Here is an 18,077-nt window from a genome sequence, read left to right on the forward strand (position 1 = left end):
AGGTAATCAAACGAACAATTGAAAAACGCCTGCAAACATAACACGTTGCCTGCCAACCCCCAACAGTTGCGCAGCCTGGCGGGTTAATGACGCCGCGACAAAGCGTTGCAGCGTCCCCGTGCGGCGGTTGAGTTACTGAGCTGCCGGGCCCGGAGTGCTGTTTCCTTTGGACAGACTGAGCGGCGCCGGCGCGGGCGCAGAAGGTGTCGCCATGGCAGGGTCCGAGGGCGCGGGCGGCCCTTCGGCTTCGACGCCAGCCTGCGGGTTATTGAAGCCCGGCCCCATGACCATCTGTGGATAAGTCTGCGCAAAACGCACGTTCGGGTTCTTATCCACAAGGCGCTTGAGACGCTCGTTGAACGCACGTCCCACCGCGTACTGACCGCCCGAGGAGGTACGAAATTGCGCGGTCAGCACCACGCCGTTGAGGTCCATGCGGTCGACGCCGAAGACCTCCAGCGGCCCCTGCAGGTTGTGCTTGAGCAGGATGTCTTCGCTGATCGACTGGCCGGTCTCGCGGATCAGCGCCAGCGCGTCATCGATGTCCGAATCATAAGTAAACTGCACCGAGAAGAACGCGTACGCGAATTGCCGCGACTGGTTGGTGACCGCCTTGATCTGCCCGAACGGCACCGAGTGGACGAACCCCTTGCCGTCACGCAGGCGCACGGTGCGAATGGTCAGGCTCTCCACCGACCCGGAATGCCCGGTACTGAGCACCACCCAGTCACCCACCGAAAAGGTGTCCTCGATGATGATGAACAGACCGGTGATCACGTCCTGCACCAGTTGTTGCGAACCGAAACCGATGGCCAGACCGACCACACCGGCACCCGCCAGCAGTGGTGCCACGTTGATGCCCAGGTTGGCCATGGTGGTGATCGCACAGATCACCACCAGAATGATTTTCACCGCGTTGCGCAGCAGCGGCAGAATGGTTTTGATCCGCGTGCTCGGCTGGCGACCACTACGATGATTGACCGGCGGTTTCAGGGCTTCCTGAATGGCAGTGTCGAGCACTACCCACAACAGCCAGGTGACGACGAAGATCAGACCGATGCTGCTCAATGAATCACTGATCACTCGGCCCAGGGTATTGCGCTGGGCAAACTCGAACATCGAGAAGCCCCAGATCCGCCCCAGTATCTCGATGAACCCGATGGCCAGCGCGATACGCAACACCGCGTACACAAGGCTCAACAGACGCGCCTTGTACACATGCCCGCCGCGGCCCAGGGTCTCGGTCGGTTTGAACAGGTGCTGGAACACGGTGCTGAGGAACACCGTGGCAATCAGCAGAATGGTGGTGAACAACGCACACCGCAGCGCTTGCTGACTGTCCTCGCCAGCGCCAATCAGGTTGATCGCCGAGACCAGAATCATCAGCAGGATCGGCAGGTGCCACAGCCTGGAGAATATCTTCAACGATTGTTGCAGCGCGGGCCGTTGCAGACGACTGCTCAATGAGCGGTTACGGATCAGGTGGGCTACCGGGCGACGCACCTTGATGATCAGCATGCAGAACACCACCGAGGCGAACAGCCCGGTAAACACCGCAACACTGGTGGTGACGTTACTGCCGAGCTGACGGGCGATCTGCGGACTGGTCAACGCATCGCTCAGCGCCGCCAGGAAGCCGACCACGAACAGGGGCCTCGGCGCGTAGCGGCGGATCATGCGCACGCCGGCACGCTTATGCCCGAAGTTGAACATCACGATCACGCAGAGCAGTACCGAGGTCGAAACGATGCCGCTGCTGGTTGCATACGCGAAACACAGCGCCAGCGCACGGCCTACCGAAGACGGCATGAAGTGGCTGACGTAAAGGGTCAACGGCAGGCAGACGATGGCTGGCAGGGTAAACGGCAATACGTATTTGAGCAGCGCCTGACTGCGGGCGCGCACCCGCATGAACGGTGTGCGGCACAAGCGTACGGCCAGAAAACGACCCAGCGTGGTCAGAACCGCAAACGATGCGATCCAGACAAAAGACAGGGCGAGGAAGTCCCCGGCGACACTCCATGGGGAGCGTGTGGTGCGTTTGTTGACCAGCGTTTCCAGCTCGTCGGCTGCGCGATCGGCGCGCAGTTGCCAGGCTTCGAACAGGTTGTCATCCAGATTGAGCTTTTCCTGGACGTCATCGATGCTGGTACTGATGGCACCGAGCAACCCACCCTGCACCAGCAACTCAGGAGTCTCGGCCGCAGGCTCTGCGCCATCGGCGGGTTTCGCATCGGCCTTGTCCTTGTCCGCCGCCTTGTCATCCGCTTTCGCGGCGGGTTTGTCAGCGGCCTTGGGGTCGGCTTTGGGGTCAGCCTTTTCAGCAGCCTTGTCGTCTGCCGGCACCGCGGCGCCCATCGGTAATGCAGGTACATCGGCCGCCTGGAGATTGAAACTGCCTGCGAATAACAGCAGACCCGAAAGGATCAAGATTTTCAGCTGAGACGCCACGCAGTTCTCTCCTTCAATGGGCAAGTCAAACCATGGACAGGGCAAGGCAAGCCCCGACCCCAATGAACTGATTCCCGTATGCGCGGCAAGTTCGGTTTTGGCATGCAAATACGATGAGGCAATGTTTCAGAAAAAACGCGTCAGGGCAGTACGCTCAGTCTTCTCGACTGAACTATGCAAAACCCCCACTGCCGGAATTATCGGGGGCTGCCGAAGGCGTTCGCCCGCCCGCGCAGCACGGCGTTCGCCCGATCAACCTGACATCGAGAACCTGACATCAAGAGGAATCTGCATGAGCACGTTCAACACCAAAGATGGCACCGAGATCTATTACAAGGATTGGGGCACGGGCAAACCGGTCCTGTTGAGCCACGGCTGGCCGCTGGATGCGGACATGTGGGAATACCAGATGGAATATCTGAGCAGCCGGGGCTATCGCACCATCGCCTTCGACCGCCGCGGTTTCGGTCGTTCCGGCCAGCCGTGGACCGGCTATGACTATGACACCTTCGCTGACGACATCGCCGATCTGATCGAACACCTCGATCTGCGCGACGTGACACTGGTGGGCTTCTCCATGGGCGGTGGCGACGTTACGCGCTACATCGCCAACTATGGCAGCGAGCGAGTGGCCAAACTGGCCTTGCTGGGCTCGGTCACACCGTTCTTCCTCAAGACCGCTGACAACCCGGAAGGCGTCGAGCAGTCCGTATTCGATGGCATCACGGCAGGCCTGCTCAAGGACCGCGCTCAGTTCATCAGCGACTTCGCCAGCACGTTCTATGGCATCAACCACGGCCAGAAAGTCTCCGAAGGCGTACAGACGCAAACGCTGAACATCGCCCTGCTCGCCTCGCTCAAGGGCACGCTGGATTGCGTGACGGCGTTCTCCGCAACCGACTTCCGCCCGGACATGGCAAAAATCGATGTGCCGACCCTGGTGATTCATGGTGACGACGATCAGGTAGTGCCGTTTGAAGCCTCGGGCAAACGGGCTGCCGCGATGATCAAGGGGGCCGAACTGAAGGTTTACCCAGGCGCGCCGCACGGGTTTGCAGTGACCCATGCAGAGACGCTCAACAAAGACCTGCTGGCGTTTTTGCAGGGCTGATGGCTTGTGTGACAGGGAGCCGATTGCCGGCCCCCTGCTGGCAGCGGGTCAGTCGGCCGGAACGGTCAACTGATTCTGCTCGCCCAGCCCTGCGATCCCCAGACGTATGCGTTGCCCAGCACGCAGGAAGACAGGTTGCGGCTTCACGCCCTGCCCCACACCCGGTGGCGTCCCCGTCGAGATGACATCGCCTGGTTGCAGGCTCATGCAACGGCTCAGGTAGGCGATCAGTTGCGGCACGCTGAAAATCATCGTGCGCGTATTGCCATTCTGATAGCGGTGGCCGTCCACTTCCAGCCACAGGTCGAGCGAGCGAGGATCGGCAACTTCGTCGCGGGTCACCAGCCATGGACCTAACGGGCCGAAGGTATCGAAGCCTTTACCCTTGTCCCAGGTCCCGCCGCGCTCTAGCTGCCATTCGCGCTCGGACACATCGTTGATCACGCAATACCCGGCCACGTGCTCCATGGCATCGGCTTCATCGATATAACGTCCGCCCTTGCCGATGATCACGCCCAACTCGACCTCCCAGTCAGTCTTGAGCGAGCCACGGGGGATCTGGACATCATCGTTGGGGCCGCAAATAGCACTGGTCCACTTGTTGAAGATGATCGGTTCCTTCGGTACTTCCATCTGCGACTCCGCGGCGTGGTCAGCGTAGTTCAAGCCTATGCAGATGAACTTGCCGACCTGCCCGACACACGCCCCGATGCGTGGTTGGCCCGGAACCAGAGGCAGGCTCTCGGGATCCAGCGCAGCCAGGCTTGCAAGCCCTGCAGGGCTCAACACATCGCCAGCGATATCCTTGACGTGTGCAGACAGGTCACGGATCTGGTTGGCAGCATCAAGCAAGCCTGGCTTTTCCAGACCCTTCTCACCATAACGTAGCAATTTCATCGAGTTCTCCCGTTTCTGTCCAAGGTGTGAACCGCGGATCAAGAGGGTGACGCCCTGTTGCCCAGCCTGCGCGGCGATACGTTTTCGTGTAATGACGAACGTGGCACGTCTGGACAGATAGCATTGCAGCCGATGCCTCGCCTAATGAAATTTACGAACAGTTGCGCGGCAAGCCGGGTTCACTTTCAACACAGAAAATCACGATCACGCGGCGGCGGTCATAATTAATACACACAACGAGTATTAATATCGGCTCCAGTTGAAACGAGCCCTTCGCCAACGCGCCAAGGTTCGTATTCTTTCACGGGTGAGCTGAACTCATGTCAACGCTGATACTGTCCCGCCGATTACCGCCGCGTCAGCTACGCCACTGGCCACATCAGCCTGTGGGTAACTGCAACGTTGCCCCATCGTCGCTTGTGGTCCAGCAGAACGGCGACAACGCACCACGCATATGGCCGCACGCCGCATTGGCGATTGCACTGGCGATCGGGTTGCATGCCGCGCTGGCCGCGTGGCTGATGGCCGATCACCCGCAAGCGCCCGAGCCGACCCCGCCGATTCCGATCACCGTGCAGTGGGTACCGCCGCCCGTGGCGCCGCCGGTTGCACAACCGACGCCGCCCGAACCAACGCCTCAGCCAGCACCGGAGCCGCCTGCGCCAGCTCCCAAGCCCGCGCCACCCGAGCCCAAACCTGCCGAGTTGCCCAAGCCCAAGGCCCAGCCCAGAACCGCAACGAGCAAACCTGTCGCCAAACCTGTTGCGCCGGCACCTTCCGTCGCGGCGCCCACACCGGCACCTGCTGCAGCGCCAGCGCCAAGACCTGCACCAGCGGCACCACAGACCACCACCGCGCCGATAGGCCGGGCCGGTTACCTGAACAATCCGCCGCCGGTCTACCCGCCCGCCGCCGCGCGCCGCCATCAGGAAGGCACGACGATGCTGCGCGTGCATGTGCTGCCCAACGGACGTACCGACCAGGTGCAAGTGCTGCAAAGCAGCGGCGTCCCGGCGCTGGACGAAGCCGCGCAGGCCGCCGTCCGGCAATGGACCTTTATTCCCGCCAAACGCGGCGACACCCCGGTAGAAGGCTGGGTCAACGTCCCCATGGCTTTCAAACTCGCACCCTGAGGCTCACGTCATGAACACTGCTTACTCCGTACTCATTACCCAATCCTCAATGGCCCTGCTGGTGATTTTCTCGCTGGTGACCTGGGCGCTGTTGCTCGGAAAGACCTTCCAGCACTGGCGACTGACCCGGCAGAACCGACGCTACGCCACGCAGTTCTGGGCCGCCCGTGACCTGAAAAATGCGCTGCACCTGCCGAACAGTGAAGGCAGCCTGGCACGCCTGACCGATGCCGGCGCGCAGGCCCTAGCCGCGCCGCATGATTCGCCGGACCTGGGCCATAGCTGGAATCGCCAGGACTTGCTCGAGCGCAGCCTGCGTCAACAGATCCACAAGGAACGTCGTCGCCTGGAGAGCGGCATGATCCTGCTGGCATCGATCGGCAGCACCGCGCCCTTCATCGGCCTGTTCGGGACGGTGTTCGGGATCATTCATGCACTCAGCGCGATCAGCCAGGCCAAGTCGGCGAGCATTGCGGTGGTCGCCGGGCCGATTGGCGAAGCGCTGGTAGCGACCGGCGTCGGCATCGCCGTCGCGGTGCCTGCGGTGCTGGCTTACAACTTTTTCGGGCGGCGTCTGAAGCTGGTGATCGCGGACCTTGAAGAGTTCGCCGTGGATTTCCTCAACCTCTCGCAACGCAACGCCTTCCGGCTGCAACCCGACCACCGCGACAAGACGGCCCCGAGCCTGAAAGGAGTGAGCTGACATGTCCTTCTCCACGTCCAATGATGACGATGCAATCAGCGACATCAACATCACGCCGTTGGTGGATGTGATGCTGGTACTGCTGGTGACCTTCATCGTCACCGCACCGCTGCTCAATAACGCCATACCGCTGGACCTGCCGCAGACCGTCGCCACCACCTCACTGGATCAGGCCGACCCGGTGGTGGTGAGTGTCGACGCCAGCGGCAGCGTATTCATCGACAGCCAGGCTGTAGCGCTGGAGCAACTCCCGGAGGCTCTGCAAACCCTGCACAGCAAAGACCCGGACGTCGCCGTCAGCCTGCGCGCCGATCAGGCGACGGGTTACGGCCGCGTAGCGCAGGTACTGGCCGATGTGCAGAAAGCCGGCATCAGTCGCCTGTCGGTGATTACCGAAAGCCCCTGAAACAAAAACCTGTCGTTAACCACATGACCCGCCGCAAGCGCGGCACCCTGACGCCCCAGGAAAACCTTTCCATGAACAATCGATCGATATCGCGTACCCCTCGATTCCCGGTAACGCGCCTCGCGCTGCTGATTTCATTGAACTCTTTGTGCCTGATCAGCCCGTTCATTCAGGCCGATGACGATGTGCCCACCTCGGCAACGGCGCCCGCCAGCGACAACAGCGCCGCCATGACGCTGGGCACGGTATCGGTGATTGGTCAGGGCGAGACTCGCCAGGTGCAGCGCGTGACGCAAAAGGATGTGAAGGCTTACTCGGCAGGCACCAGCCCGATGAAGGTTCTGCAACGCCTGCCGGGGGTCAACTTCCAGTCCGGTGACCCGCTGGGTCGCGAGGAAGGCAGCCAGCGCATCAGCCTGCGCGGCTTCGATATGCACCACCTGGGCTACACGCTGGACGGCGTCACCCTCGGCAACATGAGCTTTGGCAACTTCAACGGGCTGAGCATCACCCGCGCGATCATCGCGGAAAACATCGCCTCCAGCGAAGTGGCACCCGGCATCGGCTCACTGGGCACGGCATCGAACAGTGATCTGGGCGGCACCATCCAGTTCACCAGCTCCAACCCCGATAAAGAGTTCGGCGCGCGTCTGTCGCAAACCCTGGGCAGCTACGACACCTCACGCACTTTCATGCGGGTCGATACCGGCGAATACAACGGCCTGTCAGCGTACGTGTCGGGCGAAAAGTACGACGCCGACGCCTGGAAAGGCCACAACAACCCGCAAAAGTCCGACGCGGTGAACGCCAAGGTCAACTACAACTTCGGCGACAATCGGGTGAGCTTCTTCCACAGCACCTCGTCCCATGACGAAGCCAACCTGCCGAACATGTCCAAAAGCATCATCCAGCGTCTGGGCTACAACTGGAGCTACTACACGCCGGACTGGACCCGCGCGGTCAATGCGGCCAACGGCATTTATAGCGGCGGGGTCACCAGTGCGAACGATGCGACCTACAACGCCAGCAGCCTGCGTGACGACGAACTGGACATCCTCAACGGCAACTTCTCGCTGACCGATGATCTGGTTCTGGACGCGACCGCCTATCACCACCATGACTCGGGCCGGGGCAATTCGTATTACCCGTTCGTCTACACCAGCGGCTCGACGACAGTGCCGAGCAATTCGATTCGCAGCACAAAATACGGCATCGATCGAACCGGTTTCCAGAGTTCACTGACCTACTACCTCGGCCAGCATGAAATTCAGGGCGGGTTCTGGATTCAGTCCAACAAGAACGACATCTCGCGTTACCTGTTCGATACCACCAATGCGACGCCGCAGAACCACATCGTCAAAACCGATGGCCTGCCCCTGGCGGCCACCGTGCTGGATCAGAGTTACAACGACCTGACCCGGCAGTTCTACCTGCGCGACACCTACACTTTGCTCGATGACCGCCTCAAACTTGAGTTCGGCGCGAAAAATACCGTGACAACCTCGACAGCCGAGGGCAAAGGCGGCGGTTACGCCAGTGGTTCGCTGCAAGCGCGGGACAGGTTTCTGCCGCAAGTAGGCGCAACCTACAAACTCGACGAGGACGACGAAGTCTTCACCTCTTACTCGGAAAACATGGCAGCGTTCCCGAGTGGCGGTTACAGCCCGTTCTTCACGACGCAGAGCGCCGTCGATGCGCAGAACGGCTTCAAGGACCTGAAGCCGGAAACCTCGAAAACCGTGGAGCTGGGTGTGCGCCGCAGCACCAAACTGTATTCGGCCTCGGCGGCGATCTACAACACCAAATTCGATAACCGCCTGGTCGCCATCACCAACTGCACCGGCATCGTCATCTGCCAGAACGGCGTCGCCAACGTCGGCTCGGTCACCAGTCGAGGCCTGGAACTGTCGTTCGGCCTGACGCCCAATGAGAACTGGCGCTGGTCCAACTCCATGTCCTATAACCACAGCACTTACGACGATGACTACGCCAGCGGCGGCAACACCGTTCATGTAAAAGGCAAGACCGTCGTCGATACACCGAAACTGATGTATTCAAGCAATCTGGACTGGAATTGGGAACACTGGAACGCCGGCTTGCAAGGCAGCTACATCAGCAAGCGCTATTACACCTACACCAATGACTCCAGTGTCAGCGGCTACTGGCTGGCAAACGCCAACCTCGGCTATGACTTCGGCAAACTCGGCGCCCTCAAGGACACCACGCTGTCGCTGAACATGGTCAACCTGTTCGACAAACGCTACATCTCCACCCTCAACACCGACGCCAGCGCAGCCACCGACCCGGCGGGCAACTTGCAGATTCTTCAAGTGGGCACACCGCGCAGCGCGTTCGTAACACTCGGCGTGAAACTCTGATCGTTGCTGACTGAGGATGGGCGAAGGATCGCCCCACCCGCCACTTGCATTGAATGACGCTGGGCGGTTTGCTGCAGGAGACAGTATCCTGCGGGAGCGCGCTTGCTCGCGAAGGTAATCTGCCAGTCGCTGCATAATACGTGTCGGTGGCCAGCCCCACGGCGACGAACAGCGCACGGAGCTGCATACTCCCCCGCATCTATAGCGCCTGACCTCTATCTGGACACCCCATGACACCCAACGCAGAACTGTATAACCCCTCCACCGAATATGCCGACAAACTGATCTCGCGCATCGGCCAAACCCCTTCGTGGATCGCCAAGCGCATTGGAGTGACCGACAAACGCATTCGCTACATCCTCGATGGGGAGCGGACCGTCAAGGGCGAGACCACGCCGATTCAGATGACCTATACCGAGCAGTTTGCGCTGGAGTGCCTTGTGGCAGAGGCTATAGCGCTGAGGATGTAGACTTAGCTCTCAAGCCGATAAGCCAGAAGGAACATCGGCGTCAACTCATAGACTAAATTGGATAGCTTCTGCGGGTGCACCCAACAGGAATGATTCCATGCATATTCTTCATATCGCCAGCTCTCCCCGCGCCGAGCGCTCCGTTTCCCTGAAACTGGCCTCGCGCTACCTTGAGACTTTTACCTCACTTCATCCGGAATCCACTGTGGACGCTCTGGACGTGTGGACGACCGATCTTTTGCCCTTCGACGGTCCTGCCTTGAACGCCAAGTACGCAGACCTTCAAGGTGTGCAAATGAGCGCTGAGCAACAGGCAGTGTGGAAGCAGATCCATGCATTGGGCGAGCGTTTCCACCGAGCCGACGTCATCCTCTTCAGTGTGCCAATGTGGAATTTCGGTATTCCCTACCGCCTTAAGCACTTGATTGACGCCGTATCGCAGCGCGGTGTGCTGTTCGAGTTCGATGCCCAAGGCATGCGTGGTCTGCTCAAAGGTAAGAAAGTGGTGGTGTTCGCCTCACGTGGGGTAGCGCTTGGGGAAGACTTCCCCACCGAAGCCTACGACCATCAGGTCGCGTACCTCAGAACCTGGGCACGGATGGTGGGCATCCCGGCCATCGACGCAGTGCTATCGGAAGCAACGCTCGCGGATCCCGCAACGGCAGAGGCCAATTTTAACGCAGCGCTGGCTGAAGCGTCGAAGCTCGCCACGGACCACTCTGACCCACAAGGTGCCAGGGTCACTTAGACCCCGTCGCTTGAGGCGCATGTAGATCGGCGTAAATACTCTCCGCCAGAGCAATATCTTCATCCGTCAGGTGCTGGAACAACCCTGTCCGCTTGCGCTTGGAGACATGTCCGCTGTTCTCGTAGATCACCGCGATAAGAAGCTCAAGATCTCGGTTGGACAGATCAAGTTCGCGATTCATTTGCTCTTTGAATCTGTCACGGCGAACGAGATGGTTAACTTCGTCACGCATGAGCCCGTCCAGAACCCGCGCAGCACTCTCGTTGACCTCGCCCTGCAGATCAGTGAAATCCAGATGAGCGAACAGATGATCGTGCGCCTCATCCAGTTCAGGGTCGCTGGCCAGGTCCGTCCTGTGGTACTGCGTAGCACCGAGTATCCGCCGTGACAGGGCATCAAGCGCGCCGATATAAGTCTCGAGATTGACCAGAAGGCCAGCAGATATTGGCATGATAATGCCCTGCAGCTTGACACCTTCATTAGCCAGGATGTCCTGCATGATGAAGCGGGACAAACGGCCGTTGCCGTCCATGAAAGGGTGGATATAGATAAAGCTGTGCGCAATCGCATTCAATTTAACCAGCGCTGGCGCGTTACTGCGCATAACGCGCTCACGCATCAGGAACCACTCCTTCATCATCTCAGGAACGTTCTCCGGCGCTGGCGGGATGAGGTGGATCAGATCCCCGCGGCCAAGCCAGTTCTGCATATACCTGTAAGCACCAATGGAAGGGTCAGGGCGCCCCGTAGCGAGGGCTATTCGATGGACGTCGAACAGGAACTCCTCATCAAGCGAGCGCTGGCCTGCCTGTTCCAGCACTCGCACAAAGCGCAGGATTCGATCAGGCGCCGGGCGTTCGTGCTCAATCTCGTATGAACTGCGGGTCTCGGTCGTCAGCAGGTACTGCGCCGCTCTAGCAATCTCGCTGACTGAGAAGTCGACCATCTGGTCATGCATACGCTCGACTATTTGTGCATTCAGAAGATTGTCGTCTGCCCAACTCTGGCGTGTAACAAGAGCCGAAAGCTTCGGTGTCCCCAACAGATTCATCCGCACCCGGTGTCTGCGCGACATTTGCTCTGGGCCGGTGAAATATTTATCCGGTGGGAGCAGGTGCTCATAGGGTATGTTTTGAGCCGCGTCGGGCAAAGGCAATTGGTGGCCTGCAATGTGCTCACAGATGTACCAGAGTCGGCGCAGATAGCCGCTGGCTGGTTTCTCGACGATTGCAGCAGTCAGGTCATTACGAACAGCCGGATTCTGAAAGGCGCGCTCCAGAACGCCTATATTCACCCCTTCGTATGAGAGCGCAAAAAGCATCTGGTCAACGGGGCGATGCTCTCTGGCATAGCCCTTGGTGAAGACCTCTATCTTCACGCCACCAGCGGGCAGTGAGAGCGCAGGCCGCGAGCCAATGACACACTCATGATCAAGCGCCACGCAGCGAAGATCCAGTGCATTGATCAGCCAGCTATACCCGGCTCGCTCAATGGGTTGCTGCATGGAGAATTTCCTATACGAGTCACGAGAAAATTATAATTTACACGCTTTTCGAGGAAAAAATTATAGCTGGCTGTGCATACCATGAACGAGTGGGTGATTTTTTGTGAAGACTGCTTCGTTTCGACTCAGGTAGCAGTGGGTCGGAAATGTTTCGTCTGATGCGTATCGTTGATCAAATGCAGCTACCTGCCAATACGTGCTTTCGGCCAAAAGCAGCCGCTGCGTAAAGCGGCCTGCCATGACCGCTCTCGCAGACACGATCAATACGATGTTATGCCACACCACTTTCAGAAAAGCTTATATCCAGACTGCGTGACGATTTAATCATCGCAGCGCACTCTTCACTGATGACAGGCTTACTAAAAAGATAACCCTGCATTTGATCGCAGCCATACGTCACGAGCAGCTCTAACTGATCGACTGTTTCGACACCTTCTGCGATGACGTTAAGACCCAATTCGTGCGCCAATACGATTACCGCCCGGGTGATCGCGGCGTCCTCATGATTGCTGGTGATATCTTTGATAAACGCCCTGTCGATTTTGAGGGCATCAAGAGGGAATCGCTTCAAGTAGGCTAAACTGGAATAGCCCGTTCCGAAATCATCGACCGAAAGGCTTATACCATACGACTTTATATCTCGGAGTATTTCAACTGCCGACTCGGGATCGATCATCAGCATCGACTCGGTCAGTTCGAACTCTAAAAGAGCGGGGTTGATACCGTATGCTTCAACGATATGCTTGACGGTCTCGGCCAGGCCTTTCACCTGAAGCTGCCTGACGGACAGATTGATGGCGATCGGCACCAGCCTTATATTATTCTTTTCCCAGCTCTTTAGGGTTTCACAGACTTTGCGGATAACCCACACGCCGACAGGAATTATCAGGCCCGAGTCCTCCAGAATAGGGATAAAATCGGCCGGAGAAATCATACCTTGCTCCGGGTGATTCCAGCGCAATAAAGCCTCCAGACCACTTATCCTGCCATCGACGAGGCTGACCTTGGGCTGAAAGTGCAGAATAAACTCATCGCGCTCAAGTGCACCCCGCAGTAGCGTTTCAGTTTGCAAGCGCCTGGTTAAACTTTCGTTCATCCTGGCGTCGTAAAACTTGAAATTATTGCGGCCACTTTTCTTCGCGTGGTACATGGCGGTGTCCGCATTCTTCAAGATAACGCCCGTGTCACGCCCGTCAAACGGATAATTAGCGATGCCCACACTCGCTGAAACGAATATATCCTGGCCGCCCAGGTTGAACGGTTTCCCCAACGCATCAACAACCTGGGTCGCCAGCGATTTGATGAGGCTCTCGGAATAAACAGAATGGGTGACGACAATCGAAAACTCATCGCCTCCCAGCCGCGCAACCACACTGTTCTCATCAATGCAGTCTCTCAAGCGTCGACCCGCCTGGATAAGCAATTGATCGCCTACTGAATGCCCCATGGTGTCATTCACGGCTTTGAACCGGTCCAAATCTATGAATATGACGCTTACTGCATCTGGCGCTGACGTGGTCCGGCTGATTATCTCGCGCAGATAATTGCTGAGAAACCAGCGATTAGGCAGACGGGTGAGCGAATCATTTTCGGCCAGGTAGGTCAGCTTGTTCTTTGCGTCATACCTTTCAAGCGCGGCTGCCAAGAGGTTGGCAAGTGTTTGAAGGTAGCTGACATCTTCACGCGTAAAGCGGTAATCCCTGCTGGCATACACCCCAAGAACGCCTTTGAAGACTTCTCTGCAAGAGATATCAACCTCCAGGCCACTTCTAATACTGCACGCCACTACTGTGTCACAAGGAAGCAGCGTGTAACGGCTATCAGGCGAATCAGAATTAATGACAAACCCGGCAGAAGAAGCAGTACTGTTCAAAAAATCATTATGATAACCACTGCGGATTTCAACGCCGGCGAAGCCAACCTCCGCGGTGACGATGACCTCATGGTTCACTCGATCAACGACCCGTAAAGCGGCCTTGCTCAGGTTCAATCCTTGCGCCGCAGTCAGTGCCGCCAGCTCACCCAGAGCACTGACGTTTTCCTCGGTCAATGCCTGCTGGCCAAACAAGGCGATAAGGTTCTGCCTTCTGGCGTTATCCAGAATCGCCACCTCAAACTCTTTTCGATCTGTGATATCGATATCGATGCAGATATATTTTTCAACGCCGCCCAGGTCATCGAGAATAGGTATGACAGTGCGTCGATGCCATGCAACCTTGCCGGTACGACCAGCAAGCCTGACCTCACCGTTCCACACCTCATTTTCAGGTGCCCATTGCCACGGCTCATTGGCCGAAGACATGCCGGTCCAGACTTCATCGATCGTCAACTCTAAAAGCTCGGCTCGCGAGTGCTGTGAGCTTGTGACGAATCGTTCGTTAACGTAGGTGATACGTCCGGAGGCCGACACTTCGCAAACGATCGACACCTCATCCAGGGCATTTTTATGCTGCACCAAGGTATTCATCAACGATTCGATACGCAGGCCAAAGTGATTGCGCATACTCGCAGCAGTACGGTTTACGGCTTTTATAGCCTCCTGTATTTCCATGGGAGCATCAGCGACCAACATCGCTTCTGCTGCCACTGCGCCTGAAGCGATTTCTGCCTCATAAGAGTGAAGCTTGCCCAGGTGGGCAAGCGAACGCTTGATCATGAACCCCATCAAAACCAAACTTATCAGCAGAAAAAATACTGCAAACAATATCGCCTGGATCACAAGACTATAGAGCTCAGCAGCAATTCTCTCGGCATTAAAAGACAGACGCATCACGCCATAATCTTTCCCGCCAACAGTGATCGGACGATTGACATCGAACAATCGTGCAGCGACTTCAGACTCTATCCACGCAGGCGCTCGCCCAAGCGGCGCACTGGCGGCCTCAAGGCGAATGACGCCACCCGACAGGTCGATAAACATGGCCGACTTGAACGGCGAGCGAGCCAGGGTTTTTTCGAGGGTTCTTTTGATGGTGTCGTAATCGCCGATGACGACACTCTCCTCGACCGCTTGCGCGGCAACCTCGATCAGCATGTTCGCGGTGTCTTGGATCTCTTCAATATGCTGAAGCAACTGGTTTTTATAAAACAGGCCCAGGCCCGTCGTCAAAAAAGTCAGTATCAGAACAGATAACATCGCCAGTATTCGCGACGTCAGTGATTTGGGCAGCAGGCTTTTAAAGAAATTCATTAGCAGCCTCTCCAGCTAAAATTGAGATTATTTACTTGAGGTTTGCTGGCAAACTATTATAAAAATCACGATAGGATGCGTAATCCGCTTCCGTCGCAGGAATGAAGGTAATCGGTGTCGGTGCATGCACCAGCTCGGTCGCCTCACGAAGAACCCTGCTACCGTCGGGATCGTTTTGCATATTAAAAAATGCGTTGGCGACCGCATCACGTTCTTTTTTAGAAACCCGAGGGGATGCCATGAGGGCTAAATCGTTGAACGAGGCCGAACTCCACAGGACGCGGAACGACTTCCCTTCTCTCTCCGTGTAGCCGCTTACAAGCTGTGAGTTGGCCCCCATCGCTTGGGCCTTGCCGCTAAGGAGTTGGCTGAAAGCACCGTCCATGTTTCCTGCGAACACAGTAGACGTATTGATCTTTTTCTTGACCAATTCCGAACTTGTCACTTTATAAGCAATGAACGCTTCGGGCCCTGGATAAACCACTTCCTTGCCTTCTAGTTCCGAAAGGCTATGAATCGGCGAGTCGGCAGGCACCACGATTTGTCCTTCGAGGGCAGGCGCGTCACGGCGACCAAACACCTTCCAGCCCATTTTGTCGCGCTCGGGGCTAAAAAGATGGTTGGTGAACGCGAAATCAACTTCTTGCGCGAGCACATAACTGGTTGTATCAGAGGAGGTTCGCCCTAACTTCAGCGTGAGATTCACGCCGCTTTTTTCAGACACATACTTAATAATTGGATTCCAAAAACTGGCCGAAAGATTAAGATTGTACTGATTGACAGGCGAAAAATTGTACACCTTAAGCTCTTCAGAAGCCACCACATTCGACAAGACCAAAGACACGGCGATCATGATAGCTTTGCAGCTCAGGCGTAACTTCACTTGTTTACTCCACAGGTATAATAACTTCTTAGCCAACGGTGACGAGCGCTAACTTAAGCTCAGCCATCAAATATAATCGGCCGAGGCGCTTGAATCTTAAGCACCGACCGCATGAATAAATGTTAATGGCCAGCCCACACACCTGCCTTTCACCGCCAGAGGCGGCTCTCTGTCAAAAACAGTCGCTCAGCACAGCACAAACGGCTGACTTGATCCCGGCGCAGCAGAGCAATTGAGATATCTTGTCGGGCTGTAGATCCGCTCAACATTCCAGAGAAGCCAATGCTCATTTCACTCGTGTCAAATGGTCAGCCACAAACGCCAGACCGATTGGAGCTGATGGCCCCCTGGTGGAGCTTTACGAAAACGGTCCTGGCTGCGACAGCCCTCTCGTTGGTACAGGATGGACTGATCGGGTTGGACGACCCCATTCCTGATCAGCCTTTCACTTTGCGCCAGCTACTGCGGCATGAAGCAGGACTGGCTGACTACGGAGAGCTTGCGGAGTATCACACCGCCGTTGCTAAAGGTGAGCCCGCCTGGCCGGCAGATGAAATGATGCGATGTCTTGACGGTACTCGACTTCGATACAGCCCCGGAACCGGATGGCGTTACTCGAACGTCGGTTACTTATTCATCGGCAGGCTAATTGAACGGCTGACCGATATGACGCTTGATGATGCAGTGATTCAACGTGCGCTTGCCCCTCTGGGCATCTCGAACGTTCGCTTTGCTAAAACGCGAGCAGACTTACAAGCGACCCATCTGGGAAGTACCTCGAATTATGACCCCGCCTGGGTTTACCACGGCTTGTTGATCGGGCCGATTTCGCAAGCAGCGCTATTTCTGGACCGACTTCTCAGTGCAGAGCTCCTCTGCGCAGGCTTGCTTCAGGAAATGCAGACAGTACGAACACTAGGCGGCCCGATTCCAGGGCGCCCATGGATCACGCCGGGCTATGGCCTCGGCTTGATGCAAGGTTCGATTGACGGTGGGCATTCTCTAGCTGGGCACACAGGCTGCGGGCCAGGCAGCGTCATGGCTGTCTATCGCATCGGCGATGGCGGCGCATCGGCTTGCTGCGCTGCTTTTGAGGTGGACGCTACTGAAGGTGCCGTTGAAGCCATCGTTGCTGGGCAACTGATGCAACTCTTGCGACAGGGGGCTGACGGCATCAAAGTCCTTTAGCCGTAGGCCTTATGGTTCGCCGGATAACCGCTTCTGAATCCCGTAATGACCGCTTGTAAGGCCACGCCTGTTGGCGCCCATGCAATTGTCACAAACTGCTTACTTGATAATTTTTCTCTGTCACGCATCTGTCACTCGTCACTCCTATATTCCTCCGACACCTGTTACGAGGTTCCTCTACCGGCCTCGGACCCAACTTTCGCAGGGAATGCGCCCGATGTACCCGGCCTACCGGCCTGGAGGAAATCAATCGTGGATGCAACGCTGACACCCCTGCTGCACCTTCAGCCATTGCCTGCCGGCAGCGCCTCGCGATTGCTGCGCCGGGGATGCGCGGTAACGCTGGTCGTGGCGGTGCATGTTTTGGTATTGAGCATGGTGACCAGGTCATCGCCCCCTGCGCTTGCACCACAGGTGATTCGTACTATTTACGCCTCGGTCATCAATGAACCGACTCCGGCGCCAGCTGCAAGTGCCGCGCCCACGCCACCGCCTACCGTTGCCCCTGTCGCACCGGCACCGGCACCGGCACCAGCGCCTGTGGCCGTTAAGCCGGTGGCCCGGCCCAAGCCCGCGGCCAAACCGCAGGTGATGCAACACCCCGTCGTGGCCGCCGCAACGTCTGCCCCCGCGACCATCAGCACCGCGGCCGCAGCACCGGTAGTCAAGCAAATTCCCGTACCACCGCCTCAGCCCAAGACCCTCACCCGGGGCGTCGAATACGTGCATGAACCACAACCCGAATATCCCGACAGTGCACGTGAAGAGGGCCACGAGGGCACCGTGATCCTGCGGGTGCTGGTGGACGAGCACGGCAAGCCCGGCGCGGTGGACATCGTACGCTCCTCGGGCTTTGGCAACCTCGACGAGGCGGGCAGGACGGCTGTGCGCGGCGCACTGTTCAAGCCTCATTTGGAGGAAGGGCATGCGGTGTCGGTGTATGTGATCGTGCCGCTGCGATTCCAGCTCGACAGTTAGCAATCACGCAGGCGTAACCCACCATCTTTTATCGACG

The 18,077-nt window shown here is 57.6% G+C and carries 14 protein-coding genes; 9 read left to right on the forward strand and 5 right to left on the reverse strand.

From position 1 onward, the window contains the following. Positions 1-132 precede the first annotated feature (132 nt). Positions 133-2,451: a mechanosensitive ion channel domain-containing protein gene (locus JOE39_RS16375; protein WP_003317063.1), complete on the reverse strand. Its 2,319-nt coding sequence runs from the start codon at positions 2,449-2,451 to the stop codon at positions 133-135. A gap of 292 nt (positions 2,452-2,743) precedes the next feature. Here JOE39_RS16375 and JOE39_RS16380 point away from each other — a divergent pair, with 292 nt between their 5' ends. Then, entirely contained in the window at positions 2,744-3,562 is an 819-nt protein-coding gene (locus JOE39_RS16380) for an alpha/beta hydrolase (protein WP_010417453.1), read from the forward strand. Positions 3,563-3,610: 48 nt separating this feature from the next. On the opposite strand, the gene JOE39_RS16385 is transcribed toward JOE39_RS16380, so the two are convergent. Next, complete coding sequence (locus JOE39_RS16385; RefSeq protein ID WP_003317065.1) at positions 3,611-4,459, reverse strand: ureidoglycolate lyase; 849 nt, start codon at positions 4,457-4,459, stop codon at positions 3,611-3,613. Between the two features lie 320 nt (positions 4,460-4,779). Here JOE39_RS16385 and JOE39_RS16390 point away from each other — a divergent pair, with 320 nt between their 5' ends. From JOE39_RS16390 to JOE39_RS16415, 6 genes are all read left to right on the forward strand, one after another. After that, entirely contained in the window at positions 4,780-5,592 is an 813-nt protein-coding gene (locus JOE39_RS16390; protein WP_032662518.1) for an energy transducer TonB, read from the forward strand. 10 nt (positions 5,593-5,602) lie between these two features. Then, a complete protein-coding gene (locus JOE39_RS16395) occupies positions 5,603-6,295 on the forward strand; it encodes a MotA/TolQ/ExbB proton channel family protein (protein WP_003317067.1) in 693 nt (230 codons plus the stop codon). A gap of 1 nt (position 6,296) precedes the next feature. Further along, complete coding sequence (locus tag JOE39_RS16400; protein ID WP_044312259.1) at positions 6,297-6,701, forward strand: biopolymer transporter ExbD; 405 nt, start codon at positions 6,297-6,299, stop codon at positions 6,699-6,701. 71 nt (positions 6,702-6,772) lie between these two features. Further along, on the forward strand, positions 6,773-9,079 hold the full coding sequence (locus JOE39_RS16405) for a TonB-dependent receptor (protein ID WP_198705503.1): 2,307 nt from the start codon (positions 6,773-6,775) through the stop codon (positions 9,077-9,079). Between the two features lie 230 nt (positions 9,080-9,309). Continuing rightward, positions 9,310-9,549: a hypothetical protein gene (locus tag JOE39_RS16410; protein WP_003317071.1), complete on the forward strand. Its 240-nt coding sequence runs from the start codon at positions 9,310-9,312 to the stop codon at positions 9,547-9,549. Between the two features lie 97 nt (positions 9,550-9,646). After that, complete coding sequence (locus tag JOE39_RS16415; RefSeq protein ID WP_010417412.1) at positions 9,647-10,297, forward strand: NAD(P)H-dependent oxidoreductase; 651 nt, start codon at positions 9,647-9,649, stop codon at positions 10,295-10,297. Here JOE39_RS16415 and JOE39_RS16420 read toward each other — a convergent pair. The 3 genes from JOE39_RS16420 to JOE39_RS16430 all read right to left on the reverse strand — a co-directional run bounded on the left by JOE39_RS16420 (position 10,290) and on the right by JOE39_RS16430 (position 15,844). Continuing rightward, entirely contained in the window at positions 10,290-11,801 is a 1,512-nt protein-coding gene (locus JOE39_RS16420) for a Fic family protein (protein ID WP_024664063.1), read from the reverse strand. The genes JOE39_RS16415 and JOE39_RS16420 overlap by 8 nt on opposite strands. A gap of 271 nt (positions 11,802-12,072) precedes the next feature. Then, entirely contained in the window at positions 12,073-14,991 is a 2,919-nt protein-coding gene (locus JOE39_RS16425) for an EAL domain-containing protein (protein WP_024664062.1), read from the reverse strand. A 31-nt stretch (positions 14,992-15,022) separates the two neighbouring features. Then, positions 15,023-15,844, reverse strand: a complete 822-nt coding sequence (locus JOE39_RS16430) for a phosphate/phosphite/phosphonate ABC transporter substrate-binding protein (protein WP_032623304.1) — start codon at positions 15,842-15,844, stop codon at positions 15,023-15,025. Between the two features lie 312 nt (positions 15,845-16,156). Between JOE39_RS16430 and JOE39_RS16435 the strand changes: the two genes are divergently transcribed. Together JOE39_RS16435 and JOE39_RS16440 are read left to right on the forward strand one after the other, a co-directional pair. Then, the gene (locus JOE39_RS16435) at positions 16,157-17,062 is read left to right on the forward strand and encodes a serine hydrolase domain-containing protein (protein ID WP_017278716.1); all 906 of its coding nucleotides are present in this window, start codon (positions 16,157-16,159) and stop codon (positions 17,060-17,062) included. A 252-nt stretch (positions 17,063-17,314) separates the two neighbouring features. Beyond that, entirely contained in the window at positions 17,315-18,040 is a 726-nt protein-coding gene (locus JOE39_RS16440) for an energy transducer TonB (protein WP_210078559.1), read from the forward strand. The last annotated feature ends 37 nt before the right edge of the window (positions 18,041-18,077 follow it).

Source organism: Pseudomonas sp. PvP100 (assembly GCF_017833055.1).
Taxonomy (GTDB): domain Bacteria; phylum Pseudomonadota; class Gammaproteobacteria; order Pseudomonadales; family Pseudomonadaceae; genus Aquipseudomonas; species Aquipseudomonas syringae.

What these genes read in the sequence shown, in the direction of transcription:
- JOE39_RS16380 (WP_010417453.1), top strand. Translation starts at nt 2,744, where the DNA reads ATGAGCACGTTCAACACCAAAGATGGCACCGAGATCTATTACAAGGAT.
- JOE39_RS16385 (WP_003317065.1), bottom strand. Translation starts at nt 4,459, where the DNA reads ATGAAATTGCTACGTTATGGTGAGAAGGGTCTGGAAAAGCCAGGCTTG.
- JOE39_RS16390 (WP_032662518.1), top strand. Translation starts at nt 4,780, where the DNA reads ATGTCAACGCTGATACTGTCCCGCCGATTACCGCCGCGTCAGCTACGC.
- JOE39_RS16395 (WP_003317067.1), top strand. Translation starts at nt 5,603, where the DNA reads ATGAACACTGCTTACTCCGTACTCATTACCCAATCCTCAATGGCCCTG.
- JOE39_RS16400 (WP_044312259.1), top strand. Translation starts at nt 6,297, where the DNA reads ATGTCCTTCTCCACGTCCAATGATGACGATGCAATCAGCGACATCAAC.
- JOE39_RS16405 (WP_198705503.1), top strand. Translation starts at nt 6,773, where the DNA reads ATGAACAATCGATCGATATCGCGTACCCCTCGATTCCCGGTAACGCGC.
- JOE39_RS16410 (WP_003317071.1), top strand. Translation starts at nt 9,310, where the DNA reads ATGACACCCAACGCAGAACTGTATAACCCCTCCACCGAATATGCCGAC.
- JOE39_RS16415 (WP_010417412.1), top strand. Translation starts at nt 9,647, where the DNA reads ATGCATATTCTTCATATCGCCAGCTCTCCCCGCGCCGAGCGCTCCGTT.
- JOE39_RS16420 (WP_024664063.1), bottom strand. Translation starts at nt 11,801, where the DNA reads ATGCAGCAACCCATTGAGCGAGCCGGGTATAGCTGGCTGATCAATGCA.
- JOE39_RS16425 (WP_024664062.1), bottom strand. Translation starts at nt 14,991, where the DNA reads ATGAATTTCTTTAAAAGCCTGCTGCCCAAATCACTGACGTCGCGAATA.
- JOE39_RS16430 (WP_032623304.1), bottom strand. Translation starts at nt 15,844, where the DNA reads ATGATCGCCGTGTCTTTGGTCTTGTCGAATGTGGTGGCTTCTGAAGAG.
- JOE39_RS16435 (WP_017278716.1), top strand. Translation starts at nt 16,157, where the DNA reads ATGCTCATTTCACTCGTGTCAAATGGTCAGCCACAAACGCCAGACCGA.